This window comes from Secundilactobacillus silagincola, assembly GCF_002583405.1.
In the GTDB taxonomy this organism is placed as follows: domain Bacteria; phylum Bacillota; class Bacilli; order Lactobacillales; family Lactobacillaceae; genus Secundilactobacillus; species Secundilactobacillus silagincola.
The window spans coordinates 381299-403600 of record NZ_BCMJ01000003.1; the positions used below are offsets into that span (position 1 = coordinate 381299).

Consider the following 22302-nt stretch of genomic DNA (forward strand, 5'->3'; position numbering starts at 1 on the left):
TTAGGAGGATTTTTATGATTTATGGCTATGCACGTGTCAGCAGTAAAGATCAAAATCTTGCTCGACAAATCCAGACATTATCTGAGTTAGGTGTAGATAAAATATTCGAGGAAAAGGCCTCGGGTGCCACCTTATCCCGGCCAATCTTAAAGCAGCTCCTAGCGCTACTGGAACCAGAGGACGTGGTTAAAGTTATCAGTCTGGATCGGCTGGGCCGCAATGTGAATGACGTGACCAATGTGATCATCGAAATCCGGAGTAAAGGCGCGCACATCGACTTTCTGGATATGCCGTCTTACAAGGAAGTTCATGATGAAAACACCCGTAACCTACTGAGTTCAATCACCATCGAACTGCAAAAATACCTGGCGGCCGAAGAGCGTAAAAAAATCCTGGAACGGCAGCGTCAAGGCATCGCTTTAGCCAAGCTACGGGGTGTCTATCAAGGGCGTCCCATTCTTTATGGGCCAAATGTCTCTAATCTAGATAGAAGGAAGCAATACTTTGAAATTAAACGATTATTGAAATTAGGGACACCAGTACGGAAAATTCAGCAGCTCACTGGCAGAAGTTTGACCCTAATTCAGCGGATCAAAAATGAGCTTTCAATTTAGTTTAAAGTATAAAATATTTATAAATGTCGTATATGACATTAACTTTTTCAAACATTTAATTTGCTTAATGATAGGATAAATTATTAAATTATTCACGACATTTAATAATTATTCACGGTTAAAAATGTGATTTTACTAATACGGGGTTGTACTTTTATGTATCGGATGATATATTTTGCGTGAGTTTAGCGAACTAGAATCTCGGCTTGGAGGAGGAAGAAAGCGCTAAGAAAAATACTAGTTTACTGAACAATTTGCAAAGAAGTTTTTGTATGTTTAAGGGTGTACCCTAAAAAGTTATGCTCATGACCCGCCCTTAATCAAATCTTAATAAATATACACTTGAAAAAAGTTTGTCATTTTTTTCGATTTTTTTAAAAAAATTGGAAGAGACTCTGGGGTTTCCGACTTATACAGTTAAACTGCATTTAACCGGCTGCTTGGATATGTTGAGTACCAGACAGCAATCAGCATTGACTTTTCGAATCGATAAGGAATAATCGATTAGAATTCTGTTTCGGGTAACTGCCCGTACCGGTAATGGTTAAGATCATCATCGACTTCATCGGTGCACTCCATGAAGCCAACCTTGCCTAAGATGAGTCCCCGTTTATATTTCTCAATCTTAATCATGAGTTTTTTGAGCGTTTCTTCCGAATGATGCTCACCTAAGTCCGCCATATCAAACGTAGGACAGATTAACGCTGTCTGCTGCTTGATGAAGCCGGCAATCGCCTTGCACAGTTCTTGGCGGAACTCGACTGAACGTCTCGACATCGGCCACTGCAAAACCAGGTGATGGTCAACGATCACGCGGCTGCAATTATCTGGAAAGTCCCAGATATCGCGTTTGTATTGCCAGCGAAACCAGGACCGGTTAGTGGCGACGACTGGCCCCGCTGGCATGAGCCAAAAATCACGGCAGACGTACGGCACCCCCCTTTTCATTTTCAGCGCCTTAGCCATTGTGTGACGAATATCGTTGTAATAATCCATGGGAAAGTGCTTCCGTAGACGTTTCAGCAGCCGATTAGGTGTCGGCCGGACTTTGAGCAGCCGCTGATCATCATACAAGATGATGCTATTATAGTGACTTTGGGCGTCTGCGCAGTTGATAATGGCCAAAACGTGATCCCAGTCTGGTAGAAACTCGGTATCCTCATTGGCGGGTACCACCTCGTCAAGTTCCAGTTCGTCGGGTATGAGATACCCTTGTTGTTCTACTTGCTGACGACAATTTGGTTCCAAATCCATAAAATAGCTCACTGAATTTTTCTCCTTATGGGGAAGTATTTTTTGTTTCGAGAGCATCATAACTGGAATAGACCAAAAAGGAAAGCCAAACGAATCAGCGGTATCTGGCAGATTGGGCTATTTGGGTGCTGGTCGATTAGATGGGCGGTATGGGATATTTGGCGGTAATTTATAGCTTAGTTGTGATTAGCATTTTGAGCAATGAACTATGTCATAGTTTTCCCTAGTTGTACGTGAACGTGCTCCGGGTTGATCCGTTAGTTGAGTTTTAAAGGGTATCGGTTTACATTTTAGGGGTGCTGAGCTAGAAAAATTTTTTTGAACTTTATTTAAGAACGTTGTCATTAATGGCACCAAAAAAGAGAGTCCCTGTGTGGCTCTCTTTTCTTGTTCTTTGGTTGGTTTTCATCGCCCGGTCTCCGTTAACGTTTCCGGTCCAACCAGTTAGCAAATATCGCTACGAGAATACCGAAAATAACGCTGGCAAGTATCGTCAGGACAAATGCCTCCCTTTTCCGTATTCAGATGTGCATTACTTTGAAAGTCGGGCGACCTTTGTAGGTTATAGAACTTGGATAGTGGTTACAAGATTTGTTGGGAATTTGACACAATGTTTTGCTGGATGCTTTGGCGGTGGAATGGCATAACTCGAAAAGTGTGATGGATTCAAGGCACTGTCTAATATTGAGTTGCGTATTTAAGATATTGAGCTTTACTTAACTGAAATCTCTGGTACAATGAATTTGAATAAAGTAAATCATGATCAACACAGAAAAGAGAGCCATGCGACGGCTCTCTTTTTTGATGCTTGGCTGAATTTTGTCGCCCGTTAATTGACTAGCGTCTCCGACTCAGCCAATTGGCGAATAGTGCCACAAGGATGCCGGAGAGCACACTAGCAGCGACAGTAACTATAACAAGGCCTCCCTTCTTGTAATCAGATGTGGATTACTTTGAAAGTCGGGCGACCTTAGTAGTCTATAGAACTTGGGTGGCTGTTACAAGGTTTGTTGGGAAATTGACACAATGGGGGTAATTATTGTGGCTAATCCAAACATACATTTAGTATTGAGCACGCAGATTTGAATATCCAACCTACTCATCTTTCAGAAGAAGAAAAACAACGCATTATTGACGCATCAGCGGCTGAGATATTTGGGCAACCAGTCGTACAGGACTCACTACAGGAACTTTCTAAGCTTTAATTTCGCAAAAAACTGTGATGATAAAAACGACCTGATTCCTTTAATAGGAATCGGGTCGTTTTTGGGTGTGATTTCAGCGTGGGAAAACAGATTATGACCCTCACCCTGCAGTCAAACACCGGTTAATTTACACATATTTATGATTATGTACCAGATTAAACAATTAGCTATCTTTATCCCAATTTGGAGATTGGCGTATTCAAGGGGAACATATGTGCTAGAATAATACTTGAATAAGTGAAGTGAATTTTATAGGAAGCGTAGAGGCGAACGTCTTGGATACTGATAAGCTGCTTGACGATTATTACCCAATGGCTCCGAGACCAATATAGGATCAAGCGAATTGATACCTCCGAGGAGATCACAACCCCATTCACTAACATGCTTGGCGATAACATGAGGATATATGTAACCCCAATATCCAATAATCGGATTCGCTTATCCGACGATGGTACATCGTTAGAAGATCTGTTGCTGTATGGCATTGACATCAATTCAACGACTCATAGAACGATTATCGACCGAATAGCGCGCCAGTTCTCAATTGATCTACTCGATGATGTGCTTTCAACTACTGGTCATGTTTCTGACTTTCCAAGGATGATACAAAGTCTGATTTCAGCTATGATTCAAATCAATGACTTGTCGATTATCACTTGAAAGTGGGCAATCCTTTAATCTTCATTTAGCGTTCTCACCCACTCTTCAAAGTCATCCGTATCACCAATCGTTTCGCCCATATGGTGTTGATCTTCGTACTTTGCGTGCTGCGCTTCCGGGGTATCCAGGAAATTGATTAATTTCACGTCATTATTAGCTGCTTTGATTAAGGACAGCCGGACGTACTCAGATACTGTTAACCCCATTTTGGCTAGATTAGCTTTAGCACGGTCACTGATATCTTCAGCGACACGGGTGGTAATAACTTTGCTCTTCGTGATTTGTGACATGACGTTACCCCCTTGTAGTGTTTACTATCATTTTACCTATTGGTGGTCACTATGGTGAGAGTTTGAACTTGCTATTTTCGGGAACTAAAGTGCTGTAACCCCAATAAATAGAAACCTTGGATGGATGTTTAACGTGGGTGGTTAAAGGCGATTAAACTTCCGAAAGATCAGTCCCTTTTCAACACTAGCTTGGGCGCTTGCTTGATTAATGAATACATATGAAAGGATGGTTTGTCATGAACCAGACGACGGAACAAACCAAGATCACCCAGTGGGGAGACTCAAAAGCTGTCCGGATTCCTAGTGGCGTGGTTAAGCAACTTGGGCTGAAGAATGACGATAAGCTTTCAGTGACCATTGAAAATGGTTCGATCGTGCTCACCCCATTGGAAAAGAAACCGACCAATATCCACGAATTATTTGATGGCTGGGTAGATGATGGTGTTCGGGATAGTGAAGTTGATTGGGGTGAGCCTCGGGGGAATGAATTTAAATGGTAGAACAAGGGAGTACTCAAAGTAAACCAGTGAACGGATGGTGAAGACTTATGAAAAATCAATCCAACACTTACATTAAAGATTATACAAATATATTTGTCATCAAAGGACATTCATATTCCGTTACTGCCCCCGCGCGGTTTGACTCTGAGACAAACACATTAGTTGACGACTCTGAATTCGATGATCGTGCAACGGAAAAGACCCGTGAGATGTATCAAGATGAATTTGGTCTACTATCCCCTAAAAAGATTAAAGATTTTCGGAATCGATTAACTCTGAACCAACAGGATTTCGCACAGTTAATCGGTGTCAGTTCCAACACGATGGCACTTTACGAGGCGGGTGCGTTTCCTACCACAGCACATAATCGGTTGTTAAAGTTGCTGATGCATGATGATCGAAACATCCGCAATTATATTGCTGTTAATGCACAGTAGATACCAAGTCGTATTCAGGAACAAGTTAATGAGGTACTTTGTTCGGATGATTAAAATTGACTGTTTTGCCTGCAACTAGTAACTTATGAACTAAGGAAAAGACGGTTCGACCGTTTGCTAACTAAGGTACCGCTGAACGTTAGTTATTGAGAAGGCTGGCTGATGTATTTTGCATTGGCTGGCCTTTTTCGTGCTGAAAACAAAAAGTCTTCCAACCTTTCTAGGTCAGAAGACTTCATTTTTACGATGATACTTCAATATTTCAATTACTAATATGTCGCTTACTCTGTACATCAGCCTTAGCAAGCTGATGTTTCTTGCGCTCATTCAGCCAAAGCAGAATGAAGAATATTCCACTGCTGATGCCCCAAGAAATACCCGTTATCAGCGACAGCCAAAGCGGGTGAAAAAAGATGGTGATCATCATTAAAATAAAAGCAACAGAATTAAATCTGTCATTAATTCTGTTCCACTTGTCGTATGGTGTAACCCATACCTTCGTAGTTTTCATTAATAGACATCAGCTTTCAGAGATTTAGTGATTGGCTCAATCTTTACTAATATAATCTTCCAATTCTTTAACGGAATTAAATTGAGTCAAATTATGGTTATGCAGTACATCATTACGGGCTTCATCAATATTGTCCGGAATCAGAGATGACTTGTCAATAACCGTTTGCGCTAGGAACATATTCACTTCCGTGCTCAGATTAAGACCAAGTGCAGCGTAAATCTTCTGAGCTTCTTCTTTAGTTTTCTGATTCACTCTTACGTTTAACTGCACATTCTTATTTTTCGGTTTGAACATGTCAGCCATCTCATGGATTATCTAATATTTTTTACTCAACATTTAACGGCAATTGGGCGTTATGCCTTCTCGGTGTCTCCCAATAAGCTTGTTTGGGAATCAATTGAGGTCAGATGATAATCCAAATATGAATAAACTTGCTTCAATAGCTTGCTATAGGAATACCATCGTTTATAAGGGATTCTAATTAATTTAATGCCATTTTTCTGGCAGAAATCAAACTTTATTTTATCCCTAAATTGTGTCATTTCTAACTGTTTTCTACCCCATTTAGGTTCGTAATGTTGAATCCCTTGGTATTCAATTAAAAATTGAATTTGATTATTCTTAAACACCACAAAATCAAATGGCAGAGCCCTTTTATTGCGACATTCTGGTATTCGATACTGTTCCTCAAAGTTGAATCCACCGTCATACAAATACTGTCTAACCGCATCTTCGCCGTGAGATGCATAGCAATATGGGCAACCAGATTTATTGTTTAAAACTGGGCTTACTTTGGCAGTAAACGAACGTCCACATTTTTCATGCCTGAAAGTAGCCATTCCGCTTGCTTTAGTAAATCCACTGATTATTTCGTATTCCCCATGCCGATCATTTTTGAGCCTATCTTGGGCTTCATAAAGAGTCATTGTCTGATTTTTCATACGTCTTTCGATTATTTCAGTAGGGTTTAAACAACGCTGTCCTTTTAAAAAGTGCTTCGGAGTCATCCAAGATTCATAACCACAAAAATTATGCTTAATCAAAATTTTTGTATTAACATTTTCATAGTTACCAAGAACGGTATATTCATTACCCACTAATTGAAAAACTCTTTTTTTGAATTCAACTGTATTACTATGACGGTTTCCTGAACAATTTGGGCAACCAGAATTCATTGCATATATCACGTAGGGTTCTGTGTTCCATTCATAACCACAGATTTGGCACTTCATTTGCGTTAGTGTCTTTGCACCTAAGTATTCACCAACCATTTCAATTGTCTGTTCACTTGCGGTTTCGACACGGTAACGTGCCATTTCAGGAGTGAGACTAACATGATGTTTACAGTTAATACCAACTCGTGAACGAAAAAGAACGTTCGGTACACATTTCCATTCCAAACCACAATATTTACACCTAATTAAGACTGGGGTATCTTTGTTTTGATATTGGCCAAGCAATTCATATTGTCCGTCTTGTTTTTCATTTATTCTTATTTCAGCTTGTTTTTGAGTTAGTTTTTTTGGCATAAACCAAGTATATAACACCTAATCTTTTCGTAGCTAAAAGATTTTAATAAGTTTACTGTTTCTGTTTTGTTAGTTTCACCTGCTATACTAATTTAGTAAAGAAGGTGATTACTTTGAATCATGCACAAATGGAAGGATTTCAATATCTGCTTAAATTGATTAATGAAATTGGTAAGACAAATTACAGTCTTCTTTTTTCATATAAAGGTTTCTTAATGACTGGAAAATTCTATAAGGAATCGCAGATGCCTAATGGAATTAAAAATTTTCGCTTGAAAAGGGATGCTAATAAAGCTCAATGGTATGACGAAGATGACATTAACAAATCCCATTTACTTTTCCAAGTGATAAATCAACAGCCCTCGCAAGCATTCTTCCAGAAATATAATGCTTCTCTAAATCTGGATAGTCCTGAAATATTGTTTATGGAAATTTATAAATTTGTCGGCACTTTAAAAGGTGATCCAGTTTCTAAATTCATTTATGATATTCAAGATGAGAAAAAGGAACTCAACCTACCTTTTATAATGACTGATTCGAATGCTATTTTCGAACCAGTCTCATTAATCGATAAAGAAGATAAAGATTAATGAAATTTGACTTGTATTCTGCTGATTTGTAGCTGGATAAGAGACTCGTGTATGCTTTGCCATCACGATGCCTCCTTTTTATTTGGCCATCTTTTATCATAATAGTGAGCTTATATTTCCATATCTTGAATAGTGATAAACTATTTTTAGCGGGGAAACTCATTTTAAACTTATTTCTCCCAGATGGATGTTTGAACTTCGTAATGACATCATGTTATTTTGTAAAATGTATTTTGTGCACAATGTATCATATCATCTATTTCTGATAGTGAGATAATCATTGCAGAAAGAAGGTGTCATCTATGGATATTCCCTACTACGACAATCCATCTGGAGAACTAACTGTAACGGTTGAGCTTCAGCAAGCTGCTGATGTTTATCTAGTTGATCAGGTAAATTTTAACTATTATCAACAAGGCGCCGGCTTTGAATACTATGGTGGTTCTGCTACTCGATCTCCGGTGAGCATTACCGTTTCCGGAGCTGGTCGTTGGTATTTAATCGTTGATGATCACGGAGCTGGTTCACAGTACTCGTATACTTGGGGTTAGCTGTTTTACAGTCTCATCATTTTTGGCAAAACAAATTTACTTTATCAAAGACAAATATGGCGTGTATCCCAAAGTTATTTTCAACTTCGGAGTACACGCCATTTGAGATAATCTTTTTATTTATAATCGAATTTATGGTGCGGGTCAATCCGGCACAAACAGAAATACGCGTCAGTATTATAGTAACCATGAATTCTAAAATCACGTTCACCATTACTAAAATGATAAACGTTCTGTTTAATACCGTTAATTATTTCCTCGTTCTTCGCACCATGGGGACCGCCAGTTCTCAAATACTCTTTTTCAACTTCTGAGATAGTTAGATTTCTGCCGACTGTTTTCTTCAAAAACTGACTAAAACCCTTAATATCTTGAGGCTTTAATTTCGCAAAAGTATAAGGAGATTGAAGAACCTCTGTAACCGCAACTTTAAACAAAACACTGGAACGTTTATCAGAGGTTAAAGATTTTGCATTGCTTGCATCTGTAGATGTTTTATCGGTTAAAGTCCGATTTGATCTAGTTTTGGCCTTATTCTTATCTGTCAACTTCAAAGCTAATCACCGTTATAAATACTTAAGTAGAAGTTTCTCATATCATCAGTATCAATAACCTTTTTACTATTTTGATTAGGCTCGTAACCTCTTCTAGCATTTCGCCAAGGGATCTCTGTATGAGTTAACGCCTCAAGTTCATTTGCTTCTTTGTCACCATACGTTGCCCAAACAGATTCTAACAGATCGGTGGTTTGCTGATCGAACTCTGGCGTATCATCAGGCTGCGGAATCGGATTCCAACCACAATCACGGTATTTTGCATAGAGTTTAGGTGAAACCGGTCCATGAACCCATGCCTGAAATTGATCGTCATCAATAATAGAACGATGTAGTAATGCCCAACCCCATGCCACGGCATAGTAGGTCAGCTTTTGCACTTTCTTATCACTCATAGGTTCCTTCTTAAGAAACCATTCAGCAATATCATATACTGAATAACTATCAGTCATCTCATGGCACCCCCTTCTGTGTCGTTGCTGCTTCCTCTACATTCATATTAAATGACGAATTTGGGTTTAGCAAGCTTTAAGTGTTGCTAATAACTCGAGCACTTTAAGTTAACTGTAATCAATTGCTCTAATAATATATACGGCGTGAAATGCAACATGGTTTGTCATTACTTAACCTTTACTGCATCTTCATATCCAGAATAATAGACGCCTAGAATATCAGTTATTCTAGGCGCTTTTTCTGGTGTCGGTCATCATTCAAACATTATTCCATTTTCGTACTAGCAATCATTTCCAACACTTCTAAACAAACCTTCCTGATGTTCATCCTGCACCCGACGATTCTTTTCAATCTCAGTTACAATCGACGATGCTATCCCTAGTGCATCCGCAAATTTGCTATCTGACAAGCCCATACTCTCACGCAGATTTCTGATTTCATTAGGTGACATGTAACACTTACGTGTTCGGTAGGCATCAAAAGCTCGTTTAACATTTTCCATCGGATTATCAAAGTCATTCCACAGCTCATCATCGGAATCACGCCAATAATGATTTTCGACTAGTAAGTCATCTACGTCTTTAACCCTGACCGTTTCAGTCAGCCAGACCTCTGTGTAAAGGCCTGTTGTCCCTAATTCTTCGTTGTAAAATCGTTTTGTTATCATGATGAATCCCTCCCTGACTAGGCATGATGGATTTTAGAATGTGTTATTTCGGTACTCTGAATGTACCCTTTATGCATGACGGGGTGCAACAATTTGCTATTAAAACTTATTAGAAGATACACACTTTCAAATTTGATCACGGAATATCTTCGATACTTAGGATCCCTATTCTCTTAAAACCTGCAAATATGATTTTTCAACAGTATTTATGTATTCTAATTTACCAAAAGAGCGTTTTGGTAAATTAGAAGTCTCATATTACGACTCTATTTCGTGAAAAGCGCTTACATCGAAAATAGATTGTGTGAATCGACGGATTAATTCCTCAAAACCCAAGTTCGGGCTGTTCTTCACTTTTATATTGCCTAATCAGGCTACAGAAGGCAGTGACCTGCACACAAGAAGCTCCCACCGGAAACCCAATTTAATGAATCCGGACAGTACCTTGACGTTGCGAAAGTAAGGACAAGCATCATCCCCAACTCTCTTTCTACGATTGCTACCCACGGATCTCTTTACCAAGTCGGTACATGACCCCCACGTAGTTTTAAACGTATTCGATTAATGCTGTTCATTAAGATTGTCAAAATAGTCGTAAAAGACACATATTGTATAAATTGTACAAATTTATACAATGCTTATTATCGATTGACTTTTCTACATAATTTAATATAATTAAAGCGTAGATCAAGTTCGGAGGGCCCGAGGAGTAGGTGCCGGACTAACAAAGCTCCAGATTCTGTACGTGTACAGAACTGGAGCTTTTGTTTTGGAGGTGTATATTTATGAAGCAGAAAAATAGTAAGCCATTTAAGACCCTCAACCAACAACTTAAGATTTTAAGGAAACGTGGTTTAGAAGTATCTCCAAGCGCAAAAAGAAGTTTGGAACAATTTGGCTATTATTCTATTATTAACGGATACAAATGGCTGTTCCTACAAAGAAACTCAAAGGGAAAAGTTATCAAGCCTGAAAAATACGTTTACGGGTCTACTTTTGATGAAATTCACAGTCTTTATGATTTTGACAAAGAATTACGTTCAATATTATACGACGCTTTACTTGAGTATGAATCAAATCTTGGAGCGGAAATATCTTATCGTTTTTCTGAGTTGCATCCTGAAGAACATTCTTATTTAGCTATGGATAATTATTCTCGCGATGCTAATGATATTTCTTCTGTAGTTGGTACAATTAGTTCCTTATCACATGTCATTAAACAAAAATCTAGTAGAACTCAAAGTGATAACGCCATTAAACATTATGTAAATAAGCATGGGCACGTGCCATTATGGGTTTTGGTTAACTTCTTAACTTTCGGAGATTTAAACTATTTCTATCATAATTCTACTGAAAATTTAAAAATAATCATTGCACAAGATTTCTCTGATAAGTATAAAAGGTCATACAGGAAACCCATTAAAATAAGCGTCAACTCTATGGAAGCAATAAATCATCTTGTAAATCACTTTAGAAATGCTGTTGCTCATGGAGAAATTACTTACTCAAAGCTGTTGAGCAAAGGACCTAGTTTTAAATCGATAAAGAAGGATTTAGACATTAATAACTTCAATGTTAATAGTCAAAAAGGTGTTTTTGAGTTGATGATTTCTTTAAAGTTGGTATTAAATAAAAGCGACTATTCAAAATTAACCCGAAGAATTTCAAAACTTTTACAAAATTACTCTGAAAAGTTTGCATCGGTAGAATTTTCTGCAATCCTTCATGATATGAATTTCCCTGAAAATTATCGAGACTTTTTAAATTAAGGCAAGGGGCTGTGACATAAGTCTCCTTTTAGATATGATACAGATTGCAATTTTCGTAAGACCATCAAAATGAATTGTTTATTTCTCATACAGTCACACCTTGAACCCAACCAACCAGCGTGCAATACTAAAACTAATATTAATGCACTTAGAAAGTTGGGTGAATCATATGTATCACATGATCAGTTTTGATTTGGATGGCACTTTAGCTGACACTTTTCCGGTAATTTTGAAGTCGTTTCACAGCACGGTGCAGCATTTTACTGGCGAACAGATTGACGACCAGCAAATTTTCGACACCTTTGGCACCAACGAACAAGGCATGCTTCGCAGCTTATTACCGGATGTGCCATTAGATACCGCTTCGGATTACTTTTACGAGGCTTATCAGCAAGCCCACGAAGGCTTACGGCAGCCGTTTCCTGGCATTGTAGATCTACTCAAAGAATTAACCAATCACGGTATCCAAATCTCTCTGCTCACTGGCAAGGGTCAGCAGGCATGTGATATCTCATTGGAAATGCTGGGTTTGACCGGCTACTTTAAGCCCGTTTTGGTGGGCTCGCCGGACCGCAACGTCAAGACGGATAACCTCAAGCATCTTTTAACCACTCAGCACCTTGCTCCAAACGAATTAGCATACGTCGGTGATGCTACCAGTGATATCAAAGCTGCCCAAGCCGCTGGCATCCACTGCTTCTCAGCCGCTTGGTCGACTAGCACGCAGTTAGCACCGCTGAAAGCTGTTAACGCGGATATTTATGAAACAGTGGCGGATTTGCAAGCAAAATTACTGAATTAAACAGCCTATTACGGTTAAACGCAAACCATTTATCAATCATAAAAACGCCCAATACTCCGCTTCTTTCGCAGAGTATTGGGCGTTTTCTAATGATTTAATTTAAAGCTCAGGCTGCTTTGCTAGTACCCGTTCGATAATTCAAATGGAAGCCTGGTTGAACGTTAAAGATATAGACGTTGAACCGAATCGCGTGGCTGCCGATTGATTCAGCCTGCATTTCCACCCCGTTTGCTAATAAGTTATTGCCAGCAAAGACTGGTTTAACTTCATAGCGCACGTAATGTGAGCGGCTGCTCCGTAAATAACTCGCCACTTGGTTTTCATACTTTTCCATACCGGGTGCGTTCAGTGATCGCGTTCCCGTCATGAGATTCTTCAGATTGTTATTTTGACCGGTCAGCTGGTAGCCGATTAAATGACTCCGGTTGTAAATCCAACCCCCATGACCACGTTTATTGTGCCAACCGGTAGGATTAACGTATAGCGGTTGACGCTCAGCGTGCGGCATCAGCCGTTTGTTTAACATGGCATCCGCCGTGGTCACCCGATTCAACCGATCCAGGTTCCCGTAATGCTGCCAGGCACCCTTCTTAATACTCAATCGGTTTAACTTTGGTTGATTGTGATTAATGATCACAATTTGCTGCCCGTGATACTTGAGTTTTTGCAACCCCGAAGCGCTGGCTTTGGCCTGCTTGATATGCTTCACAGGCACTCGTTTGACAACTTTACGACGCTTCACGTGGCGATGATGCGTTACTCGCTTGTGATGTGCGGTTGCCTGATCCGTTGCAGCTAACGTCAAGCCCCTGTGCTTGGCGGTTTGTAAACTGACCTTGAACACTTTTCGCGCTCGATTTAACCCACGATTATGGCGATGGTAAAAGTAGTGCTTACCCGTTCTCGTGACGTAAACCATGGTTGCTGCATTGGCATTGTCTGGTTCCCCAGTAATACCCGCTGGTACCGCAAAAATCGTCATGGCAACGATCAGCGACAGTACCGTTTTGAACATCTTCGACATATTCTCTTCTCCCAAACAGACTAGTAATCAGCCGTTATTATTAAATTAGTAACTGGTTAATTATACAAGTCATGATATATTGGGGTCAATCATAAATCTGTTTAAATGATAACAGTTTATTAGTGTAAGCGTTTTAATTTCAACTCAAATAAAAAGGCGTTCAGCGTATGCACACTCTGAACGTCTTTTGTGTTATTTTAATCGACCCTAATTCACTTTTGGCTGTACATAATAAGTCACCACAGCACCCTTCTTAACGTTAAACGTTCCCGGTTGGGTACCGAAGAAATCATTTTCCGAATAAGCCCCAACGTAGCCAGCAGGCATCTGCATATATTGATAAGAATCGGCATAGTTATCGAATTCATAACCAAAACTCATGGTGGTTTTACCCACTGCTGCACCAAATGGCACGATTACTGAACCCACCGTTTTATTGGTATCTTGGTCAACGTAATTAACCGTTACCCCGTGCTTAGCAGTAACTGGTGCAATTCTTTTCAGCGAGCCGTCTTTGATGTACCCTGCGATGTGGCTGTTGGATAAATCTGACACTTGCAGCCAACGGTCACCCTGCCGAGTTCGGGTGACAGCGCCCGTGATCACAAACACATCGTTGGCATAGTCGGCTGAAGAAGCTTTATTAGGCATATTGACGATTGCTGGTGAAACCACTGGGCTAACATCCAGTGGCAATGAATACACTTTGGCCGTCCCATCCGTTGCGGTACCCGGATTGGCTAAGCGGTAAAACCCAGAAGCTTCGGCCGTGGTAACCGGACTTTTCTTTAGCGTTTCAAACATGGTCACGCCCCCAGCCGGTTGGGTCTTGGCGGCGTCCTTATACCGAACGACCTGATCCTTATAATCCGTGGTTTTGCCCGAATAGATCCAGCCTTTCACCTTGTTATCCAGTGAAGCCACTTTAAGATATTCACTTTTACGGTTCGTGGTGGCGGTTTCCAGCCACATGAACGTATCCATACCACGTTTTGATGATGCATATTTTTTTAATTGTTTAGTCGTTTTAACAACTTTGGCACCTTTTAGCGTACCCACTTTGTTGTACAGCGCGTTTTTACCGGTAAAATTCACGTAGGTACTTGATTGAACCAGCGTGCGCGACGTTTTAACCACTTTCGCATAACTTTTAGCTTGTGCCGTGACTGAGCTGGCACCAATTCCGCCAGCAACCAAACCCACTGCGAGTAACCCTTTTACCCATCTATTTAACATCCGTTTTCCCCCTAATTGATTAATCACTATACCCTAACAAGTTGATTTTAACATAGTCGTGAAATCAATAGCGGTATTTTTCCAACAAAAAACCAGCTTGAGCCTCCGCCGCTCAAGCTGGTATTTGATTTCAGTTTCATTAATAGCGTACCTTAATTATATCACTTTTAACCCGGTTGTCGAGTAACACAGCCAGACTGGGCCAGAAGTGCGTTAGACCAATTATTTACTTAACAATCAACTGATTAAGATCACCGAGATGTAAGATCAGATCAGACAGCTGGCTTAACTGGCTGAGACGGTTGTCCTTGACCTGTTCGTCATCTGCCATCACCATGGTAGCTTCGAAGTAATCGTTAATCACTGACTTCAAAGCAGCCAAAGCATCGTAGTAAGCGGCAATATCCAACTCTGACGCCTGCTTAGCAACTTGATCCACGGCATCGTGAAGTTTTGGTTCACTATCGTTATCAAATAAGCTGGTATCAACGGCAGTTACCTTGCTCTTATCAGCCTTCTGAGCAATCCGCAGCACCCGAGTCAAGGCTTCAATCGTGCCCTTGAAGTCATCATCGTTTTGGTGATCGCTCAAAACTTGCGCACTGGTAAAGTTGTCCAGCAGATCAGTATTTGGTCCGCCAATGACGGCATCCACGATATCGTGCTTAACTTTTTCACCCAATAAGGTGACTTTGATCCGGTCACGCAAGAAGTCGCCAACGGCTTTAACTTGAGCCTTTTGATCCAAATCAGGTGCCACGTTAGCACTAGTTTCAGCAGCAATGGCATCTTCCACCATCTGCTGGTTAAAGTGCCACTTGTTGGTACGGATGATCCGCACGATCCCAGTGGCTTGACGACGCAAAGCGTATGGGTCATTGGAACCGCTTGGAATCATACCAGCCGCGAAGAAGGTCAAAATACTGTCGATCTTGTCAGCAATGGCCAATACGGCACCGACAGTTGATTCTGGCAGATCACCATCAGCTGAAATCGGCATGTAGTGTTCACGAATAGCTTGAGCGACTACTGGGTTCTCACCGTTTAACAAGGCATACTTCTCACCCATGACCCCTTGCAATTCAGCGAATTCACCGACCATGCCAGTCACTAAGTCAAACTTGTAGATGTGAGCGGCACGAACAAGATCCTTAATCTGAGTATCATCTAGACCAAGCTTCTTGCCCAGATTTTCAGCAATGACAGCGACCCGCTGCATCTTGTCGTACATGGTACTGATCTTGTCGTGGAAACTAACCGACTTCAGGCGTTCAACGTAGTCTTCAACGGTCTGTTTCTGATCTTCTTCATAGAAGAACATCGCATCAGACAAACGAGCAGCCAGCACCCGTTCGTTACCAGCAACCACGTTTTGAATGTGGTCAGCATTACCATTACGCACAGAAACAAAGTGTGGCAACAGCTTGCCGTTTTGGTCCAGCACGTAGAAGAACCGTTGGTGGTCACGCATCGAAGTGATCAGTACTTCGTCTGGAATAGCAAGGTACTTCTCGTCAAAGCCACCGGTAAAGGCGGTTGGCCATTCAACTAGATTGTTAACTTCTTCCAAAAGATCTGGGTTCAACTTGATCACCCAGTTATTGTCAGCCGCAATCTTTTCAATCTGTTGCTGAATTTCTGCCTTGCGCTTTTTAGCATCAGCAATCACAAATTCGTTCTTCAGCGCATCTTCGTAATCGGTGGCATTAGCCAACGTAATGGTCTTGCCTAAGAACCGGTGACCGCGCGTCTTCCGGTCCGTAGTGATATCCAAGATTTGGAATGGAATCACCTTGTCATCTAACAAAGCGACCAGCCACTTGATTGGGCGAATATATTCAAAGTGGTAACTGCCCCACTTCATCATGGTTGGGAAGGTCATGCCGGTGACAACATCTTTTAAACCAGCCAATACTGATTCAACTGATTGGCCAGCAATGTGTTTTTCAACGTAAACGTATTCGGTACCCTTTAACTCTTTAAAGGTAATATCGTCAACCGTAACACCTTGCCCACGAGTAAAGCCTTGGGCCGCTTTAGACCAGTTACCGTCCTTATCCAGAGCGATTTTCTTAGCTGGGCCCTTAACTTCCTGGTCAATATCCGGCTGTTTGTCAGCTAAACCACTGATTTGGATGGCTAAGCGACGTGGTGTTGAAAACGGCTTGATATCATCAAAACTGATGCGTTGTTCTTTGAGGTACTTCTTGGTTTTTTGGACTAACTGCTGGATGCTTGGCGTCACAACGTGAGCGGGCATCTCTTCCAAACCAATTTCAAGTAAAAATGTATGTGCCATTACTTCTTATCCTCCCCGTCTGCCAATAATGCTTGCCGTTTTTCTTCGTCCTTGATCAACGGGAAGCCAAATTCCTTCCGTTTATCAACGAAGGCTCTAGCAACACTGTGTGCCATCCGACGAATCCGAGACAGGTAGCCGGCCCGTTCAGTAACGGAAACAGCACCACGAGCGTCTAACAGATTAAAGGTGTGAGAACACTTCAAGATGTAGTCGTAAGCTGGGTGCACGAGACCGTTGGCAATCTGCTTCTTGGCTTCTGCTTCGTAGTCGTCAAACATCTGCAACAGCATTTCTTGGTTGCTCTTTTCAAAACTATAAGTGGAGTGTTCGATTTCTGGTTCACGGAAAATATCACCGTACATCACACCGTCGCCCCATTCCAAGTCAAAGACACTGTCAACGTCTTGGATGTATGAAGCAAGTCGTTCGAGACCGTAAGTAATTTCTGAAGTGACAGGGTCCACTTCCAGGCCACCAACAATTTGGAAGTAGGTGAATTGTGAGACTTCCATCCCATCAAGCCAAACTTCCCAACCAACACCGGCACAGCCCATTGAAGGGTTTTCCCAGTTATCTTCAACGAAGCGAATATCGTGTTCCAAGGGATCGATACCCAATTCTTTTAAACTGTTTAAATAAAGGTCCTGAATATTTTCTGGTGAGGGCTTCATGACCACTTGGAACTGGTGGTGTTGATATAACCGGTTAGGGTTTTCAGCGTACCGACCATCCGCTGGCCGCCGTGATGGTTCAACGTAGGCCGCGTTCCAAGGTTCTGGACCGATTGCGCGCAAGAAGGTGTAGGGACTCATGGTACCGGCACCCTTTTCCGTATCGTAAGCCTGCATTAACATGCAGCCTTGTGCGGACCAATATTGCTGCAAGGTCAAGATGATTTGTTGCATTGACAATTTCTTGGTCAAAACTAATTCCTCCTATTGTGTGATGACGATGACAAGGCACAAAAAAACGTCCCAACGTAGTCTTGTAGACCTACGTAGGGACGAAAATTGATTTTCGCGGTTCCACCCTACTTCTGGGATCACCCCAGCAGCTTCGTTTGCGCCAGCTCTAAAAGTGCCAATCGATTCACGATCACTCCGGCTCACACTTACCCGAAGTCGCTGTTTAACCGTCGAATCAACCCTCTTTTTTCATTGCCGATCACTATTCAATTCTCCATTATTTTAAGCGTCTGGAAAATAAAAGTCAATCTCCAGCGACAATTACTTCAGATCGAGTTCACCTTGCCTCAATGACAGCAGAATGGCTAACACGATCAAGACAAAGGAAACCGTAAAGGCCACGTGCATCCCAGAAATGAACAATTCAGGCTGACTTGGCAGGTAAGTGGTGACTTTGGTGTGGGCAATGAAACTCATGACACTAAACAATACCGTAGTGGAAAGCGCCGTGCCAGAAACCATGCCGACGTTTCGTGCCAATGCGTTGATACTGCCGGCACTGCCTAACTGATCCTTGCTGACCACCGACATCACAATATCGCTGTTGGGTGATTGAAACAGCCCCGTGCCAATTGCCATCACCACGGTAATCATACCGTAAACCCACAGCGAACTGTGCAGGTCCAAAAACCAGTATCCCAACTGTGATAAGGCAACGGTACTCAGCCCCAGCGTCACAATCTTAGCTGGGTTAAAACGATCCGCTAGCACACCGCCGATTGGACCGGCAATCATGCTGACAACTGGAAAAATAATCATCAGCAACCCCGCCTGACCAGCACTTAACCGCCGTGCGTCTTCCAGATAAAACGGCATCAGCACAACGGTGAAAAAATTAGAGAAAAAGATTAAAATGGCTGCACCGATGCCGTAAGAAAAGGGTTTGATTTTAAAAATACTCAGTGGCATTAGTGGCACTGAACTATGATGTTCCGCGCGGATGAACCACATCAAGGATAGTATCGCAATCACGTAACCCGCTAGTGGCACGGCGGTGAAGTAGCCCACCTCTTGACCCCAGAAAATGGCTAGGAAAAGGCTCACGATCAATAACGCAAAGGACGCAAAACCAGACCAGTCGATTTGTTTATCCGCTGATTCTGGCGTTGATTTTGGCAGGACAATTTGACCAAGAATAATGGCAAAAATACCCAATGGCACGTTGATCCAGAAAATATACCCCCAGCTAAAATGAGACAGCACCAGTCCACCAACACCAGGACCGGCCACGGCTCCAAATGAGACAAAAGTACCGATCAGTCCCATGGCTTTCCCCCGCTCTTTTAAACTAAACGTAGCGGTGGTAATACCATAAGTGTTGGACAGCGTCATTGCCGAACCAATCCCCTGAATCACCCGACCCAGCAATAACCATTCAAAGGTCCATTGCAGACCGGAGATGAAGGAACCGATGATGAAAATAGCCGTTCCGATACGAAAAATTTTAATTTTGCCATACATATCACCTAATTTACCAAAAAATAGCAATAACGCACTAACCACGATTAAATAAATGGACACCACCCATTCAATCTTATTCATGGGAATAACTAACTGTTTGGCCATGACGGGCATGGCAACGTTGACGATACTGGAATCCAAGTTACTCATGAAAGCAAAAATTCCGATGGAAAGCAAAATCCACCAGCGCCGCGGCTGAGTTTCGTTCATCTTAACAACCCCCAATCTACTCTTAATGGCCTGATTATAACTGGAATTAGGGATTTAGGGTGCGCTAAAGCTCAGGTTAATTGATCGTTTATATTAAACTATACCAATTTGCAATTTAATCGTCAGCAATTTAATTGTTTTCATTATCCCCTTGATTTTTACACTTAATATTGTGAACTAAACGATTCGTTTTTTAATTGTCTTAAAAGGATTTTGAATTAAATATCACAAGCAAAGGGGTTGTAAGCGAATACAAAAAAGGGTATCCTCATACTGTATCAGAAAGGTTATAGAAGGTTAACCAATTTATTTTTAACCTCGTTTTTTATAAGTTAGAAGGAGGAATCATCTAATGGCTTATGCAACGATCAATCCGTACAACAATGAAGCTGTTAAGGAATACGCTTATACCACTGAAGCAGAATTACAGGCGGCCTTAGCAACTGGCCATGCGCTTTATAAGAAAAACCGTAAACAACCGGTAGCCGAACGGGCTAAAATCTTACACAACGTGGCTGCCAAGTTACGTGAACACTCCGCTGAACTGGCACGCGCCTGCACCATCGATATGGGGAAGTTGCTTCGTGAATCAGAAGGCGAAGTTGAACTGGTTGCCATTATTGCCGACTGGTTCGCTGATCATGGCGAGGAAATTTTGAAGCCCGAAACGATTGATACCATCGCTACTGGAACGGCCGAGATTCACCACTCAGCTACCGGCATCGTCATGATGGTAGAACCTTGGAACTTCCCATACTACCAAATCATGCGGGTCTTCGCACCTAACTTTATCGTTGGTAACCCAATGATTTTAAAGCACGCTGCCAACACCCCAACCAGCGCCCAAATGTTTGCGGACGTTGTGGCAGAGGCTGGCGCGCCAGAAGGCTCATTAACCAACCTGTTCCTATCATATGATAAAGTCACTGAAGCCATTGAAGATCCTCGGGTTCAAGGCGTTGCACTGACCGGTTCAGAACGTGGCGGTACCGCTGTTGCGGAAGCTGCTGGTAAGAACCTGAAGAAGAACACCATGGAACTGGGTGGCATGGATCCATTTATTGTGTTAGATGACGCTAACATGGACGATGTGATTGATATTGCATGGCGTGCTCGCCTCTATAACACGGGTCAAGTATGTACCTCATCTAAACGCTTCATCGTGATGGATAAGGTTTATGATCAATTTGTTGAAGGTTTGAAAGAGAAATTCAGCAAAGTCGTTCCCGGCGACCCACTGGATCCTAAAACCTCTCTGGCACCGATGAACCGCGAAAAAGCTAAGGATAAACTGCAAAAACAAGTTGATGATGCGATTGCTGCAGGTGCTAAGGTCGTTTATGGTAACGAACCAATCGATCTGCCAGGTCAATTCTTCATGCCAACCATTTTAACCGATATCGACAAGGACAACCCTGCTTACTCAGAAGAAATGTTCGGCCCAGTTGCCGCTGTTTATAAAGTTCATTCTGAAGAAGAAGCCATTGAACTAGCTAACGACAACCCTTATGGCTTGGGTGGTATCGTCTTTGCTGGCGACGCTGACCACGGTGCTGAAGTTGCCGCTCAAATCGAAACTGGGATGGTCTTCGTGAATAACTTCATGGTGACCTTACCAGAATTACCATTCGGTGGTGTTAAACTTTCCGGTTACGGCCGTGAAATGAGCCACATTGGTGAAATGGCCTTTGTCAACGAACAACTGATCGTTAAGACTGACAAACCAAACTTGGATAACGTTGCGGGTGGTTTAGTCGCAACTGATCCTGAATAATGATTCCTAATTGAATATTTTCTGGCAAACAAAACGTCTGCAACTCGGTCTTTGACCAGTTACAGACGTTTTGTTTTTGGTTGACAGAATAATTTACCCACGCCTTTAAATCATAAATAATACCAATAAGAAGCTTGATATTATCAAGTCTAAATCGTGGTAATCTGCAATCCTGTGTTGTATCCTGTCCAAGGAATTTGAAGTATGGCATTTGGAGGAGGAATAATAATGGCACGTTTAGAAGGTAAAGTTGCAATTATTACTGGTGGTGCTGGAACACTTGGGTTTGAGGATGCAAAATTCTTTGTTCACGAAGGTGCCAAAGTTGCTTTGGCTGATATGGCAGAAGAAGCTGGTGAACAAAGGGCTAATGAATTAGGCGATGATGCTATCTTTGTTAAGTTAAATGTCACTGATGAAGCGAGTTGGGAAACTGCTTTCCAAACAGTTGAAAAGCAGTTTGGTAAGGTAAACGTCCTTGTCAATAATGCCGGCATTGGCGACACCCCATCCTACATTAAAGATTTGTCAGTGGCCGATTGGAATAAAGTAATGGCTGTCAACTTAACTGGCGTCATGATTGGCGTTAAATATGGTTTTCAACATATGACTGAAGAAGGCGGCTCAATTATTAATATCTCTTCTGTTATTGGAAACGTTGGTTTAGCTCGAGCAGCAGCGTATTCTGCTGCCAAAGCTGGTGTTCGGGAATTAACCAAAACCGCCGCTATTGAAGCGGCTGAACTAAAATTACCGATTCGCGTTAATTCAGTACATCCCGGTTGGGTAGATACAGGAATTGTTCCTGAAATGATGAAACAGCTTGCTCTAGAGAAGACGCCGATTAAGGTTCTACAATATCTGTTGTTGGTAATAGATTATATCTATTACTGACAACAGATTTTTTGTACACTATTAAATAAAAAACGGGCATTCCCGCC

The 22302-nt window shown here is 41.7% G+C and carries 23 protein-coding genes; 10 read left to right on the forward strand and 13 right to left on the reverse strand.

Annotated elements, in window-relative coordinates:
- Positions 1–14 precede the first annotated feature (14 nt).
- Complete coding sequence (locus tag CES82_RS05610; protein WP_098824331.1) at positions 15–614, forward strand: recombinase family protein; 600 nt, start codon at positions 15–17, stop codon at positions 612–614.
- 504 nt (positions 615–1118) lie between these two features.
- On the opposite strand, the gene CES82_RS05615 is transcribed toward CES82_RS05610, so the two are convergent.
- Both CES82_RS05615 and CES82_RS12820 read right to left on the reverse strand, forming a co-directional pair.
- Positions 1119–1880 (reverse strand): hypothetical protein, encoded by a 762-nt coding sequence (locus tag CES82_RS05615; protein ID WP_098824332.1) that lies wholly within the window; start codon positions 1878–1880, stop codon positions 1119–1121.
- Between the two features lie 825 nt (positions 1881–2705).
- Positions 2706–2783 (reverse strand): type I toxin-antitoxin system Fst family toxin, encoded by a 78-nt coding sequence (locus CES82_RS12820; RefSeq protein ID WP_143466289.1) that lies wholly within the window; start codon positions 2781–2783, stop codon positions 2706–2708.
- Positions 2784–3367: 584 nt separating this feature from the next.
- Here CES82_RS12820 and CES82_RS05620 point away from each other — a divergent pair.
- On the forward strand, positions 3368–3733 hold the full coding sequence (locus CES82_RS05620) for a DUF1828 domain-containing protein (RefSeq protein ID WP_098824333.1): 366 nt from the start codon (positions 3368–3370) through the stop codon (positions 3731–3733).
- A 14-nt stretch (positions 3734–3747) separates the two neighbouring features.
- Here the strand turns inward: CES82_RS05620 and CES82_RS05625 are convergent, their stop codons facing one another.
- Positions 3748–4023: a type II toxin-antitoxin system RelB/DinJ family antitoxin gene (locus CES82_RS05625; protein ID WP_098824334.1), complete on the reverse strand. Its 276-nt coding sequence runs from the start codon at positions 4021–4023 to the stop codon at positions 3748–3750.
- A gap of 236 nt (positions 4024–4259) precedes the next feature.
- Between CES82_RS05625 and CES82_RS05630 the strand changes: the two genes are divergently transcribed.
- The gene (locus CES82_RS05630; protein ID WP_098824335.1) at positions 4260–4523 is read left to right on the forward strand and encodes an AbrB/MazE/SpoVT family DNA-binding domain-containing protein; all 264 of its coding nucleotides are present in this window, start codon (positions 4260–4262) and stop codon (positions 4521–4523) included.
- Between the two features lie 47 nt (positions 4524–4570).
- A complete protein-coding gene (locus CES82_RS05635; RefSeq protein WP_098824336.1) occupies positions 4571–4960 on the forward strand; it encodes a transcriptional regulator in 390 nt (129 codons plus the stop codon).
- A gap of 547 nt (positions 4961–5507) precedes the next feature.
- Here CES82_RS05635 and CES82_RS05645 read toward each other — a convergent pair.
- On the reverse strand, positions 5508–5768 hold the full coding sequence (locus CES82_RS05645; protein ID WP_180245670.1) for a type II toxin-antitoxin system RelB/DinJ family antitoxin: 261 nt from the start codon (positions 5766–5768) through the stop codon (positions 5508–5510).
- Between the two features lie 59 nt (positions 5769–5827).
- Positions 5828–7003, reverse strand: coding sequence for a DUF2726 domain-containing protein (locus CES82_RS05650; RefSeq protein ID WP_098824339.1), 1176 nt, complete (start codon positions 7001–7003; stop codon positions 5828–5830).
- Positions 7004–7116: 113 nt separating this feature from the next.
- Here CES82_RS05650 and CES82_RS05655 point away from each other — a divergent pair, with 113 nt between their 5' ends.
- Complete coding sequence (locus tag CES82_RS05655) at positions 7117–7593, forward strand: hypothetical protein (protein WP_098824340.1); 477 nt, start codon at positions 7117–7119, stop codon at positions 7591–7593.
- 302 nt (positions 7594–7895) lie between these two features.
- The gene (locus tag CES82_RS05660) at positions 7896–8144 is read left to right on the forward strand and encodes a DUF1883 domain-containing protein (RefSeq protein WP_098824342.1); all 249 of its coding nucleotides are present in this window, start codon (positions 7896–7898) and stop codon (positions 8142–8144) included.
- A gap of 116 nt (positions 8145–8260) precedes the next feature.
- Here CES82_RS05660 and CES82_RS05665 read toward each other — a convergent pair whose 3' ends face one another.
- The 3 genes from CES82_RS05665 to CES82_RS05675 all read right to left on the reverse strand — a co-directional run bounded on the left by CES82_RS05665 (position 8261) and on the right by CES82_RS05675 (position 9818).
- Positions 8261–8692, reverse strand: coding sequence for an MAG6450 family protein (locus CES82_RS05665; RefSeq protein WP_143466287.1), 432 nt, complete (start codon positions 8690–8692; stop codon positions 8261–8263).
- Positions 8693–8700: 8 nt separating this feature from the next.
- A complete protein-coding gene (locus CES82_RS05670; protein WP_098824345.1) occupies positions 8701–9150 on the reverse strand; it encodes a Panacea domain-containing protein in 450 nt (149 codons plus the stop codon).
- Positions 9151–9431: 281 nt separating this feature from the next.
- Positions 9432–9818 carry a transcriptional regulator gene (locus CES82_RS05675; RefSeq protein ID WP_098824347.1) on the reverse strand — a complete coding sequence of 129 codons (387 nt, stop codon included), beginning with the start codon at positions 9816–9818 and terminating at the stop codon, positions 9432–9434.
- 785 nt (positions 9819–10603) lie between these two features.
- Between CES82_RS05675 and CES82_RS05680 the strand changes: the two genes are divergently transcribed.
- Both CES82_RS05680 and CES82_RS05685 read left to right on the forward strand, forming a co-directional pair.
- Positions 10604–11587, forward strand: coding sequence for an Abi family protein (locus CES82_RS05680; protein WP_098824349.1), 984 nt, complete (start codon positions 10604–10606; stop codon positions 11585–11587).
- A 169-nt stretch (positions 11588–11756) separates the two neighbouring features.
- Positions 11757–12389 carry an HAD family hydrolase gene (locus CES82_RS05685; RefSeq protein ID WP_180245671.1) on the forward strand — a complete coding sequence of 211 codons (633 nt, stop codon included), beginning with the start codon at positions 11757–11759 and terminating at the stop codon, positions 12387–12389.
- A gap of 106 nt (positions 12390–12495) precedes the next feature.
- On the opposite strand, the gene CES82_RS05690 is transcribed toward CES82_RS05685, so the two are convergent.
- From CES82_RS05690 to CES82_RS05710, 5 genes are all read right to left on the reverse strand, one after another.
- Positions 12496–13371, reverse strand: coding sequence for a DNA/RNA non-specific endonuclease (locus tag CES82_RS05690; RefSeq protein WP_098824389.1), 876 nt, complete (start codon positions 13369–13371; stop codon positions 12496–12498).
- Between the two features lie 249 nt (positions 13372–13620).
- Entirely contained in the window at positions 13621–14649 is a 1029-nt protein-coding gene (locus CES82_RS05695) for a hypothetical protein (protein ID WP_098824352.1), read from the reverse strand.
- Between the two features lie 226 nt (positions 14650–14875).
- On the reverse strand, positions 14876–16948 hold the full coding sequence (gene glyS / locus CES82_RS05700; protein WP_098824354.1) for a glycine--tRNA ligase subunit beta: 2073 nt from the start codon (positions 16946–16948) through the stop codon (positions 14876–14878).
- Positions 16948–17874, reverse strand: a complete 927-nt coding sequence (gene glyQ / locus CES82_RS05705; RefSeq protein ID WP_098824355.1) for a glycine--tRNA ligase subunit alpha — start codon at positions 17872–17874, stop codon at positions 16948–16950. Before glyQ ends, glyS begins: the two co-directional genes overlap by 1 nt.
- 303 nt (positions 17875–18177) lie before the next feature.
- Complete coding sequence (locus tag CES82_RS05710) at positions 18178–19587, reverse strand: MFS transporter (protein ID WP_098824357.1); 1410 nt, start codon at positions 19585–19587, stop codon at positions 18178–18180.
- Positions 19588–19939: 352 nt separating this feature from the next.
- On the opposite strand from CES82_RS05710, the gene CES82_RS05715 reads away from it, so the two are divergent.
- On the forward strand, positions 19940–21361 hold the full coding sequence (locus tag CES82_RS05715) for an NAD-dependent succinate-semialdehyde dehydrogenase (protein WP_098824358.1): 1422 nt from the start codon (positions 19940–19942) through the stop codon (positions 21359–21361).
- A 228-nt stretch (positions 21362–21589) separates the two neighbouring features.
- A complete protein-coding gene (locus tag CES82_RS05720; RefSeq protein ID WP_180245672.1) occupies positions 21590–22255 on the forward strand; it encodes an SDR family NAD(P)-dependent oxidoreductase in 666 nt (221 codons plus the stop codon).
- Positions 22256–22302: the final 47 nt, after the last annotated feature.